Source organism: Photorhabdus laumondii subsp. laumondii (genome assembly GCF_003343245.1).
GTDB classification, from domain to species: Bacteria; Pseudomonadota; Gammaproteobacteria; order Enterobacterales; family Enterobacteriaceae; genus Photorhabdus; species Photorhabdus laumondii.
The window spans coordinates 3,662,962-3,678,456 of sequence record NZ_CP024901.1 but is presented as its reverse complement, the minus strand read 5'-3'; the positions used below and the strand labels follow the sequence as shown (position 1 = coordinate 3,678,456).

Sequence of the window (15,495 nt, the reverse complement as noted above, 5' to 3'; positions counted from 1 at the left end):
GAGCATAGATAACTATGTGACCGGGGTGAGTGAGTGCAGCCAACAAAGAAGCAACTTGAAAGATGACGGGTATATTAATGATTTAACCTTGATATGATAATCCGGTATATATTGTTTATATCGGATTATTTTTATTCACATCTGACGTGGTTCCGTATAATAATTGCAACGTAATGTACTCAATATATTGAGTACATTAAATATTATATGAATTCAGTAAATAGCGTTCTGAAAGGCAGTTGAAATAGGTTAATAAGGAAAATTAGGAAATATCATTATTCATGATAAAAGCAAAAACCCCTTTATTTTCAATGGGGTTTGTCAGAGTTATGAAAAAACCTCTAATGAGGATTTTCAGTAGAGTTTATCTTGCTCTACGTTCCTTCGTAGTAAGCGGAGTAAGCTTTACGTCCATTATATAAACAAGGTTTAACAACCCCTTTAAGATGCCATGTAATATTTATACCGTTATGCATTTGTGTAAATACGCTAGCAAAATTGTTATCAGGATTAACAACATATCTAGTATACGCCAAGCCATTATAGCCTATATTCTGATTTGGGCAGGGAGAAAGATGTGCGTTTGCAGTCCCAATGCCTCCGATTAATGCTGTTGCTAATGCTCCAACTACCAATGATTTCTTGAACATAAAAGTTTTCCTTTAATATTTTAATAACTGTAGTCATTTTATTAATTTCACATTAAGTGTATCGCTTTTATAAAGTTTGTCAAAATTTTAAAGTTAGAAAACATTTATTTTAATCTTGTTAATATTGAGATTTTATTTTATGAAATAGGAAAAATATTTGCTGGGGAATATAAAATCACATGTAATAATGCATGTTAAATCATCACATGGATTATATTTCAGTTTTAAAATCTGCTTATATTTTTCATTTTAGATTAGAAATCTAACTTATTATTTACAAAAACTTCTCCCATAATATTAAGGCTCCCTGCCGATTAGACTGTCTCCAAAAGGCACAATTAAATGGACAGAAGGAGCATTTCGCCCCTTCTGTTATTTCTCTTGTTACATTAGGAGGGCAGTGATGGTGCCAACATAGTCTGCGAAGCCTGACGGATTCGCGACAGGTGTTCGCGGGCAGCGCCGGTATCAGGAAACGAAGCCATAGCCCCGCTCAGTTTGGCTAGGTTCGGTCTTTCCGCCCCCGGTACTGCGTCAACGGCATGGGTTGTGATGACAGATTGCTTGCTGGCCCAAGACAGTTCCACCAGACCTTTCTTGGTGTAACCTCGCTGGGTAAAGCCTTCGACCAGGTGATCCACGTTGATCACCGACGAGGAACCTTCCAGCTCGATTTGTAAATGCCGATGGGCCATAGCCTGACTGCCAAATACCTGACGTACCATCAGGGCTGTTCCGTTGCTGGAATCGGTTAACATCAAGTCGTCATCGCGGCGATTCACCAAGATGCTTTCCGGATCAGCTAATGGTAGGATCAGGCGGTCCAAGGCTTGGCTCCGGTCGTCGTTGTCGATGACTATCGTATGGTAATGGGACCACATCGCCTTGCTGAGGCGGTAGATATCGTTATCGGCTCCGCCATGCAGTACCACGCTGTCGACACCATCAATGAGCGGTGGCGTCAGATCGTCTTTGCTGCCGTCAACGCCTCCACCTTGAAGCAGAAGGGACGAACCGATACGCTCCACACCCGTAAACTTGTTGAGCATCTGCGCGTTGCCATCCTTGATCTGATACAGGGCCTGAGTCATCGGGCTGTACACATACGCCGCCTTTTCGCCAGCGGCGATCCCCACGAAGCGCAGATTATGTGAAACAGGGATGCCATTACTCCAAAATACCTGACCGCTGCCGATATCGAACCAGCCTAGCTCCTTATTGTCCTGCAAGGTCAATACCCCTTTGGCCTGCCACTGGTCGGCGAGTTTGGCGAGTGCCTGTGGCAGGTGGGTCAGGTTGTTCTGCCGCCAGCCTTTGTCAACGCCAACTAGCTGCAATTCGCCGTTGTTGGTTCGCAGCAAGATCTCGCCCTTGACCGTAATCAGGCGCATGCCGGTATCGACTTGTTGCGCTGCCTTAAGATGTAACTCGGGTGTCAACTCACTGGCAGAGGGAAGTTGTGCCGAGGCGCTAAGTATCTGGCCGGTGCCACCAAAAGCCGCGGCTAACGCATTCGCGGTCATGGCTGGTTGGCGATATAGCTTGCCGCTTTCGGGTTCGAAGAGCCGCGCGGAGGCACCATCTGTTTCGAATCCCAGAAATTGCAACGATTTGCCCTGTAGTGCCGCTGAAGCCACCACTACTTGGCCGTTGTGGTACCACACCGGCAGCAGGCTATTGCCGTCGGTACCCTTGACTCCAAACACCGCCAGAGTGGTGGTGCTGTCGGTGATGTTAGCCAGATCCTGCCACCAGTGGGTACGCCCCTTGAGCCAATGCTCGTTAACCGCTTCATAGTTAAGCTGCCCCTGCGCGTCGAGCCGGGCCACACGCCCATCTTCGGTGATGGCGAGCAGGCTTCCGTTCAGATTGACCAGATTAGCCAACGCTGGCGTGTTGATGCGTAATGCGCTGGGATGGTTGGCGTCGAGAACCATCTGTCCGGGGCCTTCCTGACGGAACAGAACTTTTTGTTCCTTGCTGTAAAAGAAGAACACTTCCACTTCCTTGCCGCCGGGCTGAGGCATACTTCCCGCTAGCACTAAGTCGGCCGGGATCGGCCAGGCACTGTGGGCCTGTTCGTGTGCTTCGAAGTGCAAGGTCCGATCCGCCGGTGGTGCCAGATTCGGTTTGATCAGCGTACCATCGCCGGTGCGTATCCAGTAGCGATGTGCCACGCCAGCCGCATCCACGCCGAACACCGTGACCAGCGCCGCACTGGTCGGCTGGATCAACCGTGCGCCCAGCGTATACATCGGAGTTTCACGTTGAATGCTATTGTTCTCGTAGCCTTGGAGTATAGTTTTGAGCTCATCACTATGCAGGCCGGTACGGGCCGAAAGCTGGAGTAGCGCATCATCACCCACCGCACTGACCAACTCCATTCGGTCACCGAGGAGCCGATAGCTCAGTTCAGCTTCCTTCCCTTTTAGCTGATAACGGCGCGCCAGATAGACCGCATTCCCCTCTTGCCATAGCCGACAGATCTGGCCTGCACTCTGGTTGAACCAAGGCTCAAACTGAGCGTCGACCTGTCCCGTGGCGATGTCTACCCGCCATGCCGCCGCATTATCGGCGTCGTAGAAATAGGCATGGTCGCCCATCACTGCACCCAGTTGTGCATGCCTGGCTTGTTTGTGGGGGGTGTCGGTGAACAGCATGCGGTCTTTGGCTACGTCGTAGAACGCCCGGCCGACATTTCGCTCGTTGTATCTGTAGTTCTCCACCACCGCGTACTGCCCGTGCAACTGATGCGCCTTGGCTAGATCGCTCAGATGCTGCTCGATGCTATAGCCCGGCACCTGCCACTTGCTCGCATCTTCGCTTACCACCTGAGTTGTCAAGTTGGAGAAGTCAACTTCGCGCACCTCGCCCTTGCAGTTGACTACCAGCACTTGCTCTTTCCGATCTGAATCGAGTTCGACCACCACTCCACCAACGACCAGCCGGTTCTTCGACACACTGATACTGTCACTGGCGAGCTGGCTGCTGTCGATGATCCAGCGTGACGGCGCACTGCCGACCAGATTATGTGGGACATCGCTCGTGAGCTTCACGCTGGCGCTTTCGTTCAGCCCGATCAGGTACTCGCCACCGGCACCCTTGATCTCGTAATGCAGGTAGCCATGCAATTCCTTGGGTAGCTCGGGCACTATCAGTTGCCGGTTGCGCTGGTCGAGCACCACTTCGATTGGTGTCGCCATATATTCCTGATGAATCCTACGAATCGTCACCTCCCCCGGAAAGATGTAGAAGTCGTAGTCGAATCGTTTATCCTCTTCAAGCCTGCGGATCACATCAAAACCGGCATCGTGACGCGTAGTTGCGCTAGGGAGCTGTATGTATTCGTAACTGATGAAGGACTTTGGGGTACCGGGCAGGATCAGCACATTGCTGTCACTGTGGTCGAGTTTGTGGGAAACGTCCTTGTAACCGATCCCGCTGCGTACCTCGATTGCTTGGCTGCGGTCACGGACCATCTTTGGAAAATCGCCGATCCAGAAGAAATAATTGATTCTTCCTGAACCGGTAGAGCCTGAATGGGTGCGGTAAATGTACTGACTGTCGAAGTCGATCTGATGCTTTCGCAAATCCAGCGTTTTGATCACAGCCCCGGCCAGAGGCACCAGCACTTTCTTCTCATTATCATATCGATAGCCATTACCTTTGTACGCCTTGTCGATTGTATCAAAGTAACGGCCTACCGCCTTGGCATCCTCGGCGACCACACCAAAGGCTTGCGCCAGTGCCGTAAAGCCTACAGCGAGCCCGCCAAGGATCACTCCTCCAGAACCGAGCACAGCACCCGCTGTTGAGGCACCGACTAAACCAGCCCCCACTCCGGCTGTACCTGTGACGAAGCTAGCCGAGTCAAACGCAAGCTGGGTACCGAACACCGCCTTCTGTACATCGTTCTCAGCGTGAGCCAGCTCATAAGCATCCAGACCGACCATTGCGCCGCCAAATAGCACGCCTGCGCCTTCGTTGACGGTGTGCCCCAGAATGGAGGTAAAGTCCTTGAGTGAGGTTTCGGCGGCCACCACTTCGCCGCGCAACGCCGTACGCACCAGTTCGGTGACCTTAGTCACGTCCTGCACGCCACCGTGAGCCATCTGGACAAGATTGAGATAGCTGTGGACCTTGAGCGCGGTGGCCAGATCAGGCGAAGCGATCCCACGTGCCGCATCATTGCGGTTCTTGTCGGTAAACCATTGGATCAATGACTGTATCGCAAACCCGGCGTTTAGCCCATCAACTGGAGCTGCTTCGCCGATACCGCCTTTGGGCTGTATCTGGCCGTGTTCGAAGGTGAAATGTTGGCCTAGGGTGAGCACATGTTCATCGACAAAGCGGCGGAATTCGATAAAAGTGGCATCGCCGCTGCTCACCCAACGGGTCTCCTCGGGTTGGTCGCGATTGATGAACTGGATTCGATAGTGGCCTTTGCCTTGGTCCTCGGTATTGCCAATCACTGGCATCCAGCGCTGATCAAGGTTGTTTTCTTGGGCGATCCGTGTACTGGCCTCGGCGAACCTTGATCCCCACTGTTCGGCATCGAGGGTCGCTAATGCAGTGTGCAACCGGGTGTCCTTGGCAATCCGTACTTGGGTGTTAACCGCTTGCTCAACCTGCCGCCGTTGCTCTATGACCGTAGTGAGTTCATCGGGGCGAGTCAGGTCGGCCACGTTCAGATCGTTACCCACCGGCACTTTTGCCATCTTACTGGCATCGATCTCCACCAAGTTGAAGATAGGGGTCAACTTGTCGCCAAGCGAACCGTAGTGAGCTGCTAGCTTGCGTCCCACCAAGTGGTGCTTCATGGCTTCGAGGAAGCGGCTTGTATTGTTGAAGGCAAAAATTCCGACATTCGGATCATAGAAATAGTAACGACGTCCTTCGAGTCCGACCATACTTCCTACCATCATCGAGTGATTTGGGGTATTGAGCGCGAACGTCGAGGTCTTGGTCGCCTTTTTCAGCAGGGAAACCACTTCGGACAATGTAACCTGTCCTCTTGTTGTTGACGCCTGTACGGCCTCAAGGTTATCGGAGTGCAATTTGATCAGACTGTTTTTCAGCAGCGTGGAACTACCTGCGTGGGGATCGGCGGCTGCCAGAAACAGTTTTTCCACCAGATTGTTGATACCCGCTTCGCCGCTGTTAGCCAGCGCCACCGCCATCGCCCGGACCAAGGGATAGCAACGGCCGCCGGACTTGTCGCCGACCAGCGACAGGTAAAAGTCCTGTGGCACCAGACGGTCGAAGCTACTACCAGCGCGGTGAAAATCCTCGCTGTACACCGCCGTCCACTTCAATACCTTATCGATGTATTCTGCTTGACTGGTTTCAGTGATGTGAGCACTCAAGGCACTTTGTTGCTTGGGAGTGAGCTGGCCTTTGAGAAACAGGATCTTCATTTCCAAGGCTGACATCCTGTCGTACATTCCAGGGATGCTAATATCGCGGAAGTTACGCTGACCATCGGTAAACGCGGTGCCATGCACACGATGTTGGTAAGCATCGGCGATCACATAACGCTCGCCGATGCTACTGGTGTGCTCCAGTCCACTGTTCTGGATGGGCGTATTGTCGATCCGCACCACGGCAGCCATGCCGTCCTTGGACTTGATCTGCTGCCATAACCAGCTTTGTTCGACGAAGCCTGCTTCACGCAGAACCGTATTGTATTGCGCCTTGTAATACTCCAGAGTGATATTGATCTGTTTTATCTGTTGGTCGATCAGATTGTGCTGAGAGGTATTGCGTTGCTCCTCATAGAGTTTGCTTCGTTTGTCTACTAGCTGCTTGATATCTGCGTTGATCTTGTCGTCAACTTCGGCATGTAACTTAGTCCACGCGGCAATTGCTGGATGATCAGGAGAAAATTCACCCTCTGTGTATACACCGTCGGCGATCCCTTCGACTGATACCCCGAATTGGGTAGCGACTTTCTTTAGTTGTTGGTGAACTTGCTCACGGTAAGTGGCGAATTGAGCTTGGTTGCGTTCAGTCACTTGACTGTCTGCGATCTGGATAGAGAGTGGCTCCTCGTCGCCACGTAACTTTAGCCGAAGCCTCTGGCCGTCTTGCTGATACTCTTGGCGCTGGAACACCAATTGCCATTCGTCATTGACGTACTGCATGTACGCCACGGCGAGGCTGTCGGTGGTGGCAGCTACCCGGTAATCTTTGTCGTCCACTGCCATCACCACGTTATCGTATAGCAGTGAACTGTTGACTCGGCCATCGTGGTAGACCCGGTAGGTATTGGCATCGAGGCTGGTCACTACCACCGAGCCACCCGATAGCGTCCCGGTAAATAGAAAACTCTCCGCGATCGCATGCTTAGGAATATCTACGTAGGCTGGTGACGCATTGGCCTGATCGGCGCTGTCGTAGTCGAGAAAATACGCGGGTATGCTGTTAGCGCCTGCTGCTACATCATCATTAGCGCTTCGATCAGTGTATTCGAGCTCGTACAAGCCTGATTCGATTTTCACTAGCTGGGCGTTCCCTTCTGCTGGGAAACTCCCCGACCTGATTAATGTCTCGGTATTGATAGTGTTGGATTTGGCGAACAACACAGGATCGGCGGCGAACTGATGGATATTGGCACTGACCTGACGAGGCTCAGAATCGCCACTCATTGGTGCCAGCGTCCCCTTGAGCTCGCTATCCCGTAGTGCTTGTGAGAGCAACGCCGGGTTGTGTACATCGTACCCGCGTGTCTGCAAGGTATGCGTCAGGGTCTTCTCGATTGGAATATCGGTCAGCAAGGACTGTGTACCTGCTGCCGCAATCAGTTGTGCCCGGGACTGACCGTGACTGCTCGATCCGCCCGCGGCCGTTTCAGAGTAGGAAATGCCCTTGCCCACGCGATACATACCTGTCGGGGTGTGTTCGACAAAGGCTGTCGCCGGTAACAGTTCGCTAAGCTTTTCGCTGATGGTTTGAGCATGCTCGATCCCGGCTTTGGAAAGGTAGATCACAGCTTGGTCGGTACGGCTGCCCAGATTTTTCGGCCCCATGATCTTGGCCTGTTCCAGCCAGCCGCGATTGTTATCATTGAACAATTGGGGCAATGCCCGGGCAAGCAAGTTGAAATGCGCCTTGTTAACGTTGATGGTCAGTCGTGCACCAAGCTTGCCGCGGGTGCCATAACGTTGCGCAAAATCCTTTGGCAGCATCCGGAAAGCTTCGGCATTGTTTAGGGCGTCATCCGTTTGCAAAGATAGCGCTGTTTTCTCATTGCCTTGCACCAAAATGTCGATTGTTGTGATGCGTGTTGCCAGTGTCTTGATATAACTGACAAATGCCTGTTGCTCGCTTTTGTCGAGGCGACTGATGCCGACCGGTCTGTCATTACTGTAGCGCCAATAAGCGTTGCTCTCCAGCGCACGTTCCAGCATTTTCTGTTGCTGGAACAATTCGGGACTCCACTCGCGACCATTTTCACGGAACCCCTTCTTGATCTCTTGGACCAGCGTTTGGATTTTCGGTTTGCTCCTCATCTCTCTAAAGGTCGCTTGTGCAGACGCGAGCAGTGATTGATAGTTGTTACTGGGAATAATGGTTCTCCTTAGGAAAATCCTACTTTGATATTTACGGATTACAACGCTTCAAGAATGGCTGGCTATGGCGGACACGGCTAGCCGTCTGTGATCTAAGAATCTTTCATCTGCAAGGTCCACAGTCGGGCATAAAGCCCGTTCAAGGCGAGTAGTTGCTCGTGGCTGCCCTGTTCGACCACCTGACCTTGGTCGATTACCAGAATTCGATGGGCATGGCGCAGGGTATTAAGGCGATGGGCGACGCTGATCACTGTGCGGCCCTGTGCAATGCGTTGTAGGTTGGTCATGACTGCCGCTTCCGACTCGTAGTCCAAGGCACTAGTGGCTTCATCCAGTAGCAATATTCCCGGATTGGTCAGTAGTGCTCGGGCTAGGGCGATGCGTTGGCGTTGCCCCCCGGAGAGTTGGCCGCCACGCTCGCCGACTTGGGTCTCATAGCCTCGGTCCAGCGCCTTGATGAAACCATCGGCACCGGCCAAAGTCGCCGCTTCATACACTTCCGCATCGCTGGCCTGAGGCCGACACAAACGAATGTTCTCGGCGATGCTGCCGGCAAACAGCACGCTTTCTTGCAGCACGACGCTCATGTTGCGGCGCAGCGCCACCGGATCTGCGATTGCCAAATCTATCCCATCCACCAACACCTGGCCGTGCTGAGGTACATAGAGGCGCTGCAACAACCGAGCCAGGGTGGATTTGCCCGAACCGGATGGCCCTGTGATACCGATGAATTCGCCGGGATGAATCTCGATGTTGAGGTTGCGTAACACCTCCTGACCATCCTCGTTGTAACGAAAACGCACGCCTCTGAAACTTACTCCTCCCTGTAGCTTGGGTACGGAGGCCAGACCGCCATTGCCGCTTTCCCCCTCCTCATCAAGAATGTCGCCGATCCTGCGCATTGAGATCAGGGTATGCTGGAAATCCTGACAGACTTGGGCCAGACGCAGAATTGGCTGGGTCACGTGTTCCGAGAGCATGTTGAAAGCGACCAGCTCCCCTGGGCTGAGTTTGCCCTCCATTACTAGAGTAACACCCCACAGCAGTAGCAGGGCGGAGGTTAGCTTCTGGATTAGGTCGATTCCCTGACCAGCCAAGATCCCCACCACTTTGGCGCGGAATGAGGCGCGGACGAAGGCAGATAGCTGCCGCTCCCAGCGGTGTAGGAAGCCGGCTTCGGTGGCGTTGGTTTTGATGGTTTCAATGCCGGTGACTGACTCGGTAAGGAAGGCGGTGTTGTCGGCCCCTAGCTCGTACTCTCGCAATACTCGGGCACGCAGTATAGGCCCGACACCTAGCCAGAACAGGAAATAGAGCACGAGAGAACCGAGCACCAACCAGGTTAGCTCGGTGGCGTAGGAGAACATCACAGCGACAAACAGGCCGATGAAGGCCAAATCCAGCACCATAGTCAGCGCTGAACCGGTGAGAAATTGGCGGATCTGGTTCATCTCGCGCACTCGGGCGATGATCTCACCGGTCTGACGCTGTTGGAAATAGCCCATGGGCAAGGTCATTAGGTGCTGGTAAAGGCGGCCGGAGAGCTCCGAGTTGACCTTACTGGCGAGGTTGGTGAATAGCCAGGAACGAAGGAAACCATAGATGGGCTCGAACAAAGCCAGAGTCAACATGGCGATTCCTAGCACTTGCAGGCTCGATAGGCTGCGGCTAACCAGTACCCGATCGATCACGTTCTCGAACAGTATGGGGGTTACTAGGGCGATCACCTGTAGCATCAGAGACACTAGGATTACGTTCCTAAACTGGCTGACATGTTTGCGGATGGAAGGCACGAACCAGCCGAAGCCAAACCGCTGCCGTTTCGGCTGCTCGGTCGCCTCCGCTAGCAGTACGGCGCTGCCTTGCCAATGGCTCGCGAAGAGGGTTCGGGGATAGCGACATATCTTACCCGTACTTGGCTGATACAAGATAATGAGCTCGCCTTCGACTCTCTCTAGCACCTGCCAGCCCTGTTCCGTATCCAGCAGGATAGGAAGGGGCACGGTATCGAGACGGCTCATATCTGTGGAGATGTGGCGTGCCCTCAGGCCGATCCACTGGGCGCAGCGGCATAGATCTTGGCTGTTCGAGACTCCTTGGGTGCGTCCGAGACGGTGGATTAGTTGTTCTGGTTCCACCGCCAAGTTGAAATGGCGGGCGGCATGGGTCAGGGCCAGCAGGCCGCCATCCGCTACCGCCTTGGACGTGTCGACGGTGATCGGTTCCGACAGAATAGATTCGATGGTTGACATTATCGTTCCCTCAATGCTTCGGACTGGTACTGTTGTAGTGGGCTGAGTAGGTAGTCGATCACCCGCCGATCACCGGTGCGGATTTCCGCGGTGATACTCATGCCCGCCTGTAGCGGTACCTCATGCTGGTCCACTGCAATAGAGGAGCGCTCCATCTGTATCTGTGCCGGAAATACCAAACCGAGCTGTTCATCCTTGACCGCATCCTTGGAGATGTGGGCGACCTTACCCCGTATAGTGCCATAGCGGGTATAGGGAAAGGCGTCGACCTTAATTTCCACCGGCTGACCGGCGTGCACGAACCCCACATCTTTGTTCAACACCATCACTTCGGCTTCCAGAGGGGTATCATCGGGCACGATCACCATGAGTTGCTGGGCCGATTGCACTACGCCTCCCAAGGTATGGATCGCTAGCTGCTGCACTACGCCGTCGACCGGTGTCCGCAGGCTTTGCAGCCGCCGCCTCTCACCGGCCTTTATCAACTGTTGTGTCATGACCGCGATAGCGGTCTGAGTTTCGTTTAGCTGGTCGTAATATTCCCGGCGGGTCTTGGCTAGGTAGCGCTCCCGACTCTCTTTCAGTACCTGATATTGCTCCTTGAGGACGGCCAGCTCGGCATGCTGTTGAGAAAGGGTGCGTTCGATCTCCAGCTTCTCCTTCTCTTGCTCCAGTAGCTCGACTTTGGGTAATAGCTTGCTGGCGGCCAAGGTACGACGGGCTTCAAGGCGCACTTTGATATTGGTCATCAGCTTTTCCAGCGCGGTGATATCGGCGTTACGTGCACTCTGGCTCGCTTGGTTGACGCTCATCTCGCTGTCCAGGCTTTCTAAATTGGCGACTACCTCTTTCCAGATGCTGACCAGATGCTCTCTGGCCAGCTCGACCTGTGCCTGTGGCATACCTTCCTGTACGGAGAAATGTTCAATGGGGGTATCGGTTAGCAGAGCCTGTAGTCTAGCCATCTCCAGCCGCTTGAAGTTAAGTTGCTCCTGTAGCTCCTTCAACTCGGCTTCGACGCCTATGGGGTTGAGTTTGATCAGCACATCCCCGGTCTTCACCCTTTGTCCGTCACGCACGTGAATCGCCACAATCTCGCCGGCTTCAAGGGACTGAATCACTTTAGAGTGACTGGATACCAGCAGCCTGCCTGTCGCGTTGGCATGGATGTCTAGGTGACCGATGATGGACCAGAGTAGAACCACCAACAGAAACAGGGTCAGTGCCATTGCCGTGCACCTTGCCCAAGGCGCGGGAGGTCGTTCAACGATCTCCAGATAGCCGGGCTGAAACTCGTACTCGTCGCGGGTGCGCTTCGTCGCTTTGGGCGCGTTACGCTCCTGCCGCCAAGCCCGGAGGACGGTTTTTAGGTGTTTCTTGAATGACATTATTCCGCTTCCTTTCGTAATTCCTGTTGCATCTGCCACAGCTTGGCGTAGCAGCCGCCCTTGACCAGTAGTTGGTGGTGGTTGCCTGATTCGGTGATAAGGCCCTGCTCCAAAGTGATGATGCGATCGCAGTGACGCACCGTGGACAGGCGGTGGGCAATAATGATGACGGTGCGCCCTAGTGCGATCTCGGCCATGTTGGTTTGGATCAGCGCTTGGGATTCGTCATCGAGGGCACTGGTCGCTTCGTCGAAGATCAAGATCTTGGGGTTAGCCATCAGCGCACGGGCGATGGCAATGCGCTGGCGCTGCCCTCCCGATAGGGAACTGCCGGCTTCGGCCAGTACCGTGTCATAGCCCAGAGGTAATTGCAGGATAAAGTCATGCGCGCCTGCCAGCTTGGCGACGGCCATCACTTTCTCCAGCGAGGCGGAGGGGTCCTTAAATGCTATGTTGTGGCGCACGCTACGGTTGAACAGGTAGTTCTCCTGTAGTACCACCCCAATCTGGCTACGCAGGTAGCCGGGGTCCAGTCGGTGTAGGGGAGTGCCGTCGATCAAGATCTCCCCCTCATCCGGAGCGTAGAGCTTCTGTAATAAGCGGGTCAGCGTACTCTTACCTGAACCGGAGGGACCGACTATGCCCAGCTTCTCGCCGGACCTGATATGCAAGGTAACCCCCTGTAATACTGGGGCTTGATGGGGCTGGTAGCGGAACACCAAGTTGCGTATTTGCAGATCACCGGAGAGTGGTTGCTGAGGCCGGATGTTCCCCTGTTCCTGCTCGACAGGCAGGTTGAGTATGTCACCGAGCTTATCGACGGCGACTCGGGTTTGAATAAACTGTTGCCACAGGTCGATTAGCTTGGCGATGGGTTGGTTGACGTGGGACACCATCATATTGAAAGCGATCAGTTGGCCTATGGTGAGCTCCAGAGCGATCACCATGTTGGCACCCAGCCAGATGATCCCGACGCCGGTCGTCTTCTGTAGCAGCATAACCCCGTGGCTGATGAAGCTGTTGAGGGTTTGAGTGCGGAAACCAGCTTCGACCATGTTTGCGGTTTGGGATTCCCAGCGCCGTTGCATCTTGGGTTCTACCGCCAGGCTCTTAATGGTTTCAGCGCCGCTGACGGACTCGTTCAGGAATGAGGTATTGAGGGCCGCCGTTTGGAACTGTTGTTCGATGCGCTGTTGCAGTGGTTTGGAGCTCAGCCAAGCTAACAGAAAATAGAGGGGCAATACCGCCAGTACTACACAGGTTAGGGACGGCGACAGCCAGGCCATGACGCCGAAGAAGACAAAGGTGGAGGCGAGGTCCACGCTCAGGGTTAGCATGGAGCCGGTCAGGAAGTCACGAATGCTATCGAGCTCCTGCACTCGGGTGATGATAGCGCCCACCTGACGGTGCTTGAAGTAAAGCAGGGGCAGGCCGAGTAGGTGCCGGAACAGCTTGATCCCTAGGGTGATATCGATGCGGTTGGCGGTGTGGGCAAAAAGGTATTCGCGTAGCCCCCGGAGCACCACCTCGAACAGCCCAACCACCACCAGTACTATCACCAATACCTCTAGGGTCGACAACGCCTTGTGCACCAACACTTTGTCCATTACCACTTGGAAAAACAGAGGGGTGACTAGGGCAAGTAGTTGAAGCATCAGGGAAAAAAGCAGCACCTCGCCGAGGAGGTGGCGATGGCGGATAAACGCGGGTATAAACCAAGAAACATCGAACCTGAGGGAAGCTTCCCCTAACCGGATCACCTCCCCGCTCCATCTGGCTTCTAGCTCGTTGATGGAAAGTACTTCGGGTGAAACGGCATAAGGAGACTGGATCAGGGCCTGATCAGTGGAAAGGCGCGCTAATACAATAAATCCTCCCTGTTTGTCGCGAAAGGCCAGAGGCAGTAGCTTGGGAGTCAGTTTGGGGAATTTTAAACGGCATAATGCCAGATCAACATCATGTGCCTTGCCGTACTCTTTTATCGCAGGTTTCAGTTTGTTATGGGAGAGCAGAGGCTGTGGTTCCTGAGCTTCACCTTTAGCTAATTGCAACAATAATCGACAACAGTTAAGCGCAGATGACAATGTATCTGCATCGGCGGATATATTTTCCCTATTCATTGTAATTTTCCCTTACGTGATTCCGTTCTCACGTTGTTAACATAAAAAAGCCTTTCCGCAACAAAATGATGTATTGCAGAGTCAATTAATAATAATCTGTATTAAGAGCATAGGCTTTAATTCGAATATATGTCATTTTCATAGGTGGGTGCAAGCTAAAGATAATAAAATGGCAGTCAATTAATCAATATTATCCTAAAAATGTTAATTGGTCATTGCTAATTGGTTATTGCTAATTGGTTGTTGCTAATTTTTCGTTATTAATCGGGGCGTGGTATTCAGTATCTGAATATATTGGATTGAAGTCAGGTATATCCATTTTTATTTTTTTTGTGGCGGATGAAAAGCCAGAGTTCATAAGCATAGCACCGTCGTTGGGCTGGGAACGGGTCATGCCCAATACTTATCTTGAGCTGATTGCGATACCGGGTAACCATTTTAGTTTATTGGAGGATAATGAGAATAAAACCGCTTTGGCTCAGGCGTTGAATAGAGTGCTGGCAATTAGTTTTGAAAGGGCGGTGGCGTGATACTAATAAGTAAGGAATATTGGATAGTTTAAATAACAGAATTGATGATTTCCATATATACCCGTTATTCTTCAAGTTGCCTCTTTGTTGGCTGCGCTCGCTCACCCCGGTCACATCGTTATCTATGCTCCCGGGGATTCACTCCCTTGCCGTCGCGATGCATCTTGAAATCCATTGGGTATAGGTTATTTAGTCAAGTTTTTGCTATTGTTATTGGAATTTAATCTAATCTGGCTTTATTTTTTTATGAATTTTCGTTGCTATATATAAAAATATGTTTCATTGTTATTCTCATGAATGGTTAAGAATAATTAATGTAAATTTTGAAGATAGCCATATACTTTCCATTGTTAATATTGACCAATATAATGTCTATATATTTCTCTGCTGTCTGGAAATCAAACAAAATAAAACTATAAATTAATAAATGTCTCAGGGCATTACGTAAATTACTTTGTAGAACGATTTACTTGGGTGATATTGACTTGTAATTAATGATTTATTTCATATGTTATTGTTTTATAACAATAATGTTTATTATGAGATAGTGTGTAATAAAGCCATTTCTAGTTTTAAATTGTTTCTTTATGGTATTAAACATAATCACATTTATATCGGCTTGATAATCTTATTATTATAAAAAAATATAATGGATTTAATTTGAATTTGTATTGATTCGTTTACGGTATTTACATTAACGATATTATTTATTTGTTGAAAAATAGTGTGTTATGAATTACTTTTAACCCAGGCTTATATTTTCAAATAATTGAATATATAGAGTGGCTTGTAAATGTTGAATAAGTTATACCCTATGGATTTCAAGATGGATCGCGACGGCAAGGGAGTGAATCCCCGGGAGCATAGATAACTATGTGACCGGGGTGAGTGAGTGCAGCCAACAAAGAGGCAACTTGAAAGATGACGGGTATACATTTGTAATTGAACTATTAGTTGATTATTAAGATAAAGAATTTATTTTAT

6 protein-coding genes are annotated in these 15,495 nt (G+C 51.4%); 1 reads left to right on the top strand and 5 read right to left on the bottom strand.

Annotation, left to right across the window (positions count from 1 at the left end):
* Window positions 1-374 precede the first annotated feature (374 nt).
* The 5 genes from PluTT01m_RS16145 to PluTT01m_RS16125 all read right to left on the bottom strand — a co-directional run bounded on the left by PluTT01m_RS16145 (window position 375) and on the right by PluTT01m_RS16125 (window position 13,981).
* Window positions 375-650, bottom strand: coding sequence for a hypothetical protein (locus PluTT01m_RS16145; RefSeq protein WP_011147342.1), 276 nt, complete (start codon window positions 648-650; stop codon window positions 375-377).
* A gap of 389 nt (window positions 651-1,039) precedes the next feature.
* Window positions 1,040-8,077: a TcdA/TcdB pore-forming domain-containing protein gene (locus PluTT01m_RS16140; protein ID WP_232507869.1), complete on the bottom strand. Its 7,038-nt coding sequence runs from the start codon at window positions 8,075-8,077 to the stop codon at window positions 1,040-1,042.
* Between the two features lie 236 nt (window positions 8,078-8,313).
* Window positions 8,314-10,473 carry a type I secretion system permease/ATPase gene (locus PluTT01m_RS16135; protein ID WP_011147340.1) on the bottom strand — a complete coding sequence of 720 codons (2,160 nt, stop codon included), beginning with the start codon at window positions 10,471-10,473 and terminating at the stop codon, window positions 8,314-8,316.
* Window positions 10,473-11,861, bottom strand: a complete 1,389-nt coding sequence (locus tag PluTT01m_RS16130; protein WP_011147339.1) for an HlyD family type I secretion periplasmic adaptor subunit — start codon at window positions 11,859-11,861, stop codon at window positions 10,473-10,475. The genes PluTT01m_RS16135 and PluTT01m_RS16130 overlap by 1 nt, the downstream gene beginning before the upstream one ends.
* Window positions 11,861-13,981 (bottom strand): type I secretion system permease/ATPase, encoded by a 2,121-nt coding sequence (locus PluTT01m_RS16125; RefSeq protein WP_011147338.1) that lies wholly within the window; start codon window positions 13,979-13,981, stop codon window positions 11,861-11,863. Before PluTT01m_RS16125 ends, PluTT01m_RS16130 begins: the two co-directional genes overlap by 1 nt.
* Before the next feature lie 392 nt (window positions 13,982-14,373).
* Between PluTT01m_RS16125 and PluTT01m_RS26940 the strand changes: the two genes are divergently transcribed.
* Window positions 14,374-14,511 (top strand): hypothetical protein, encoded by a 138-nt coding sequence (locus PluTT01m_RS26940; protein ID WP_157852163.1) that lies wholly within the window; start codon window positions 14,374-14,376, stop codon window positions 14,509-14,511.
* Window positions 14,512-15,495 lie beyond the last annotated feature (984 nt).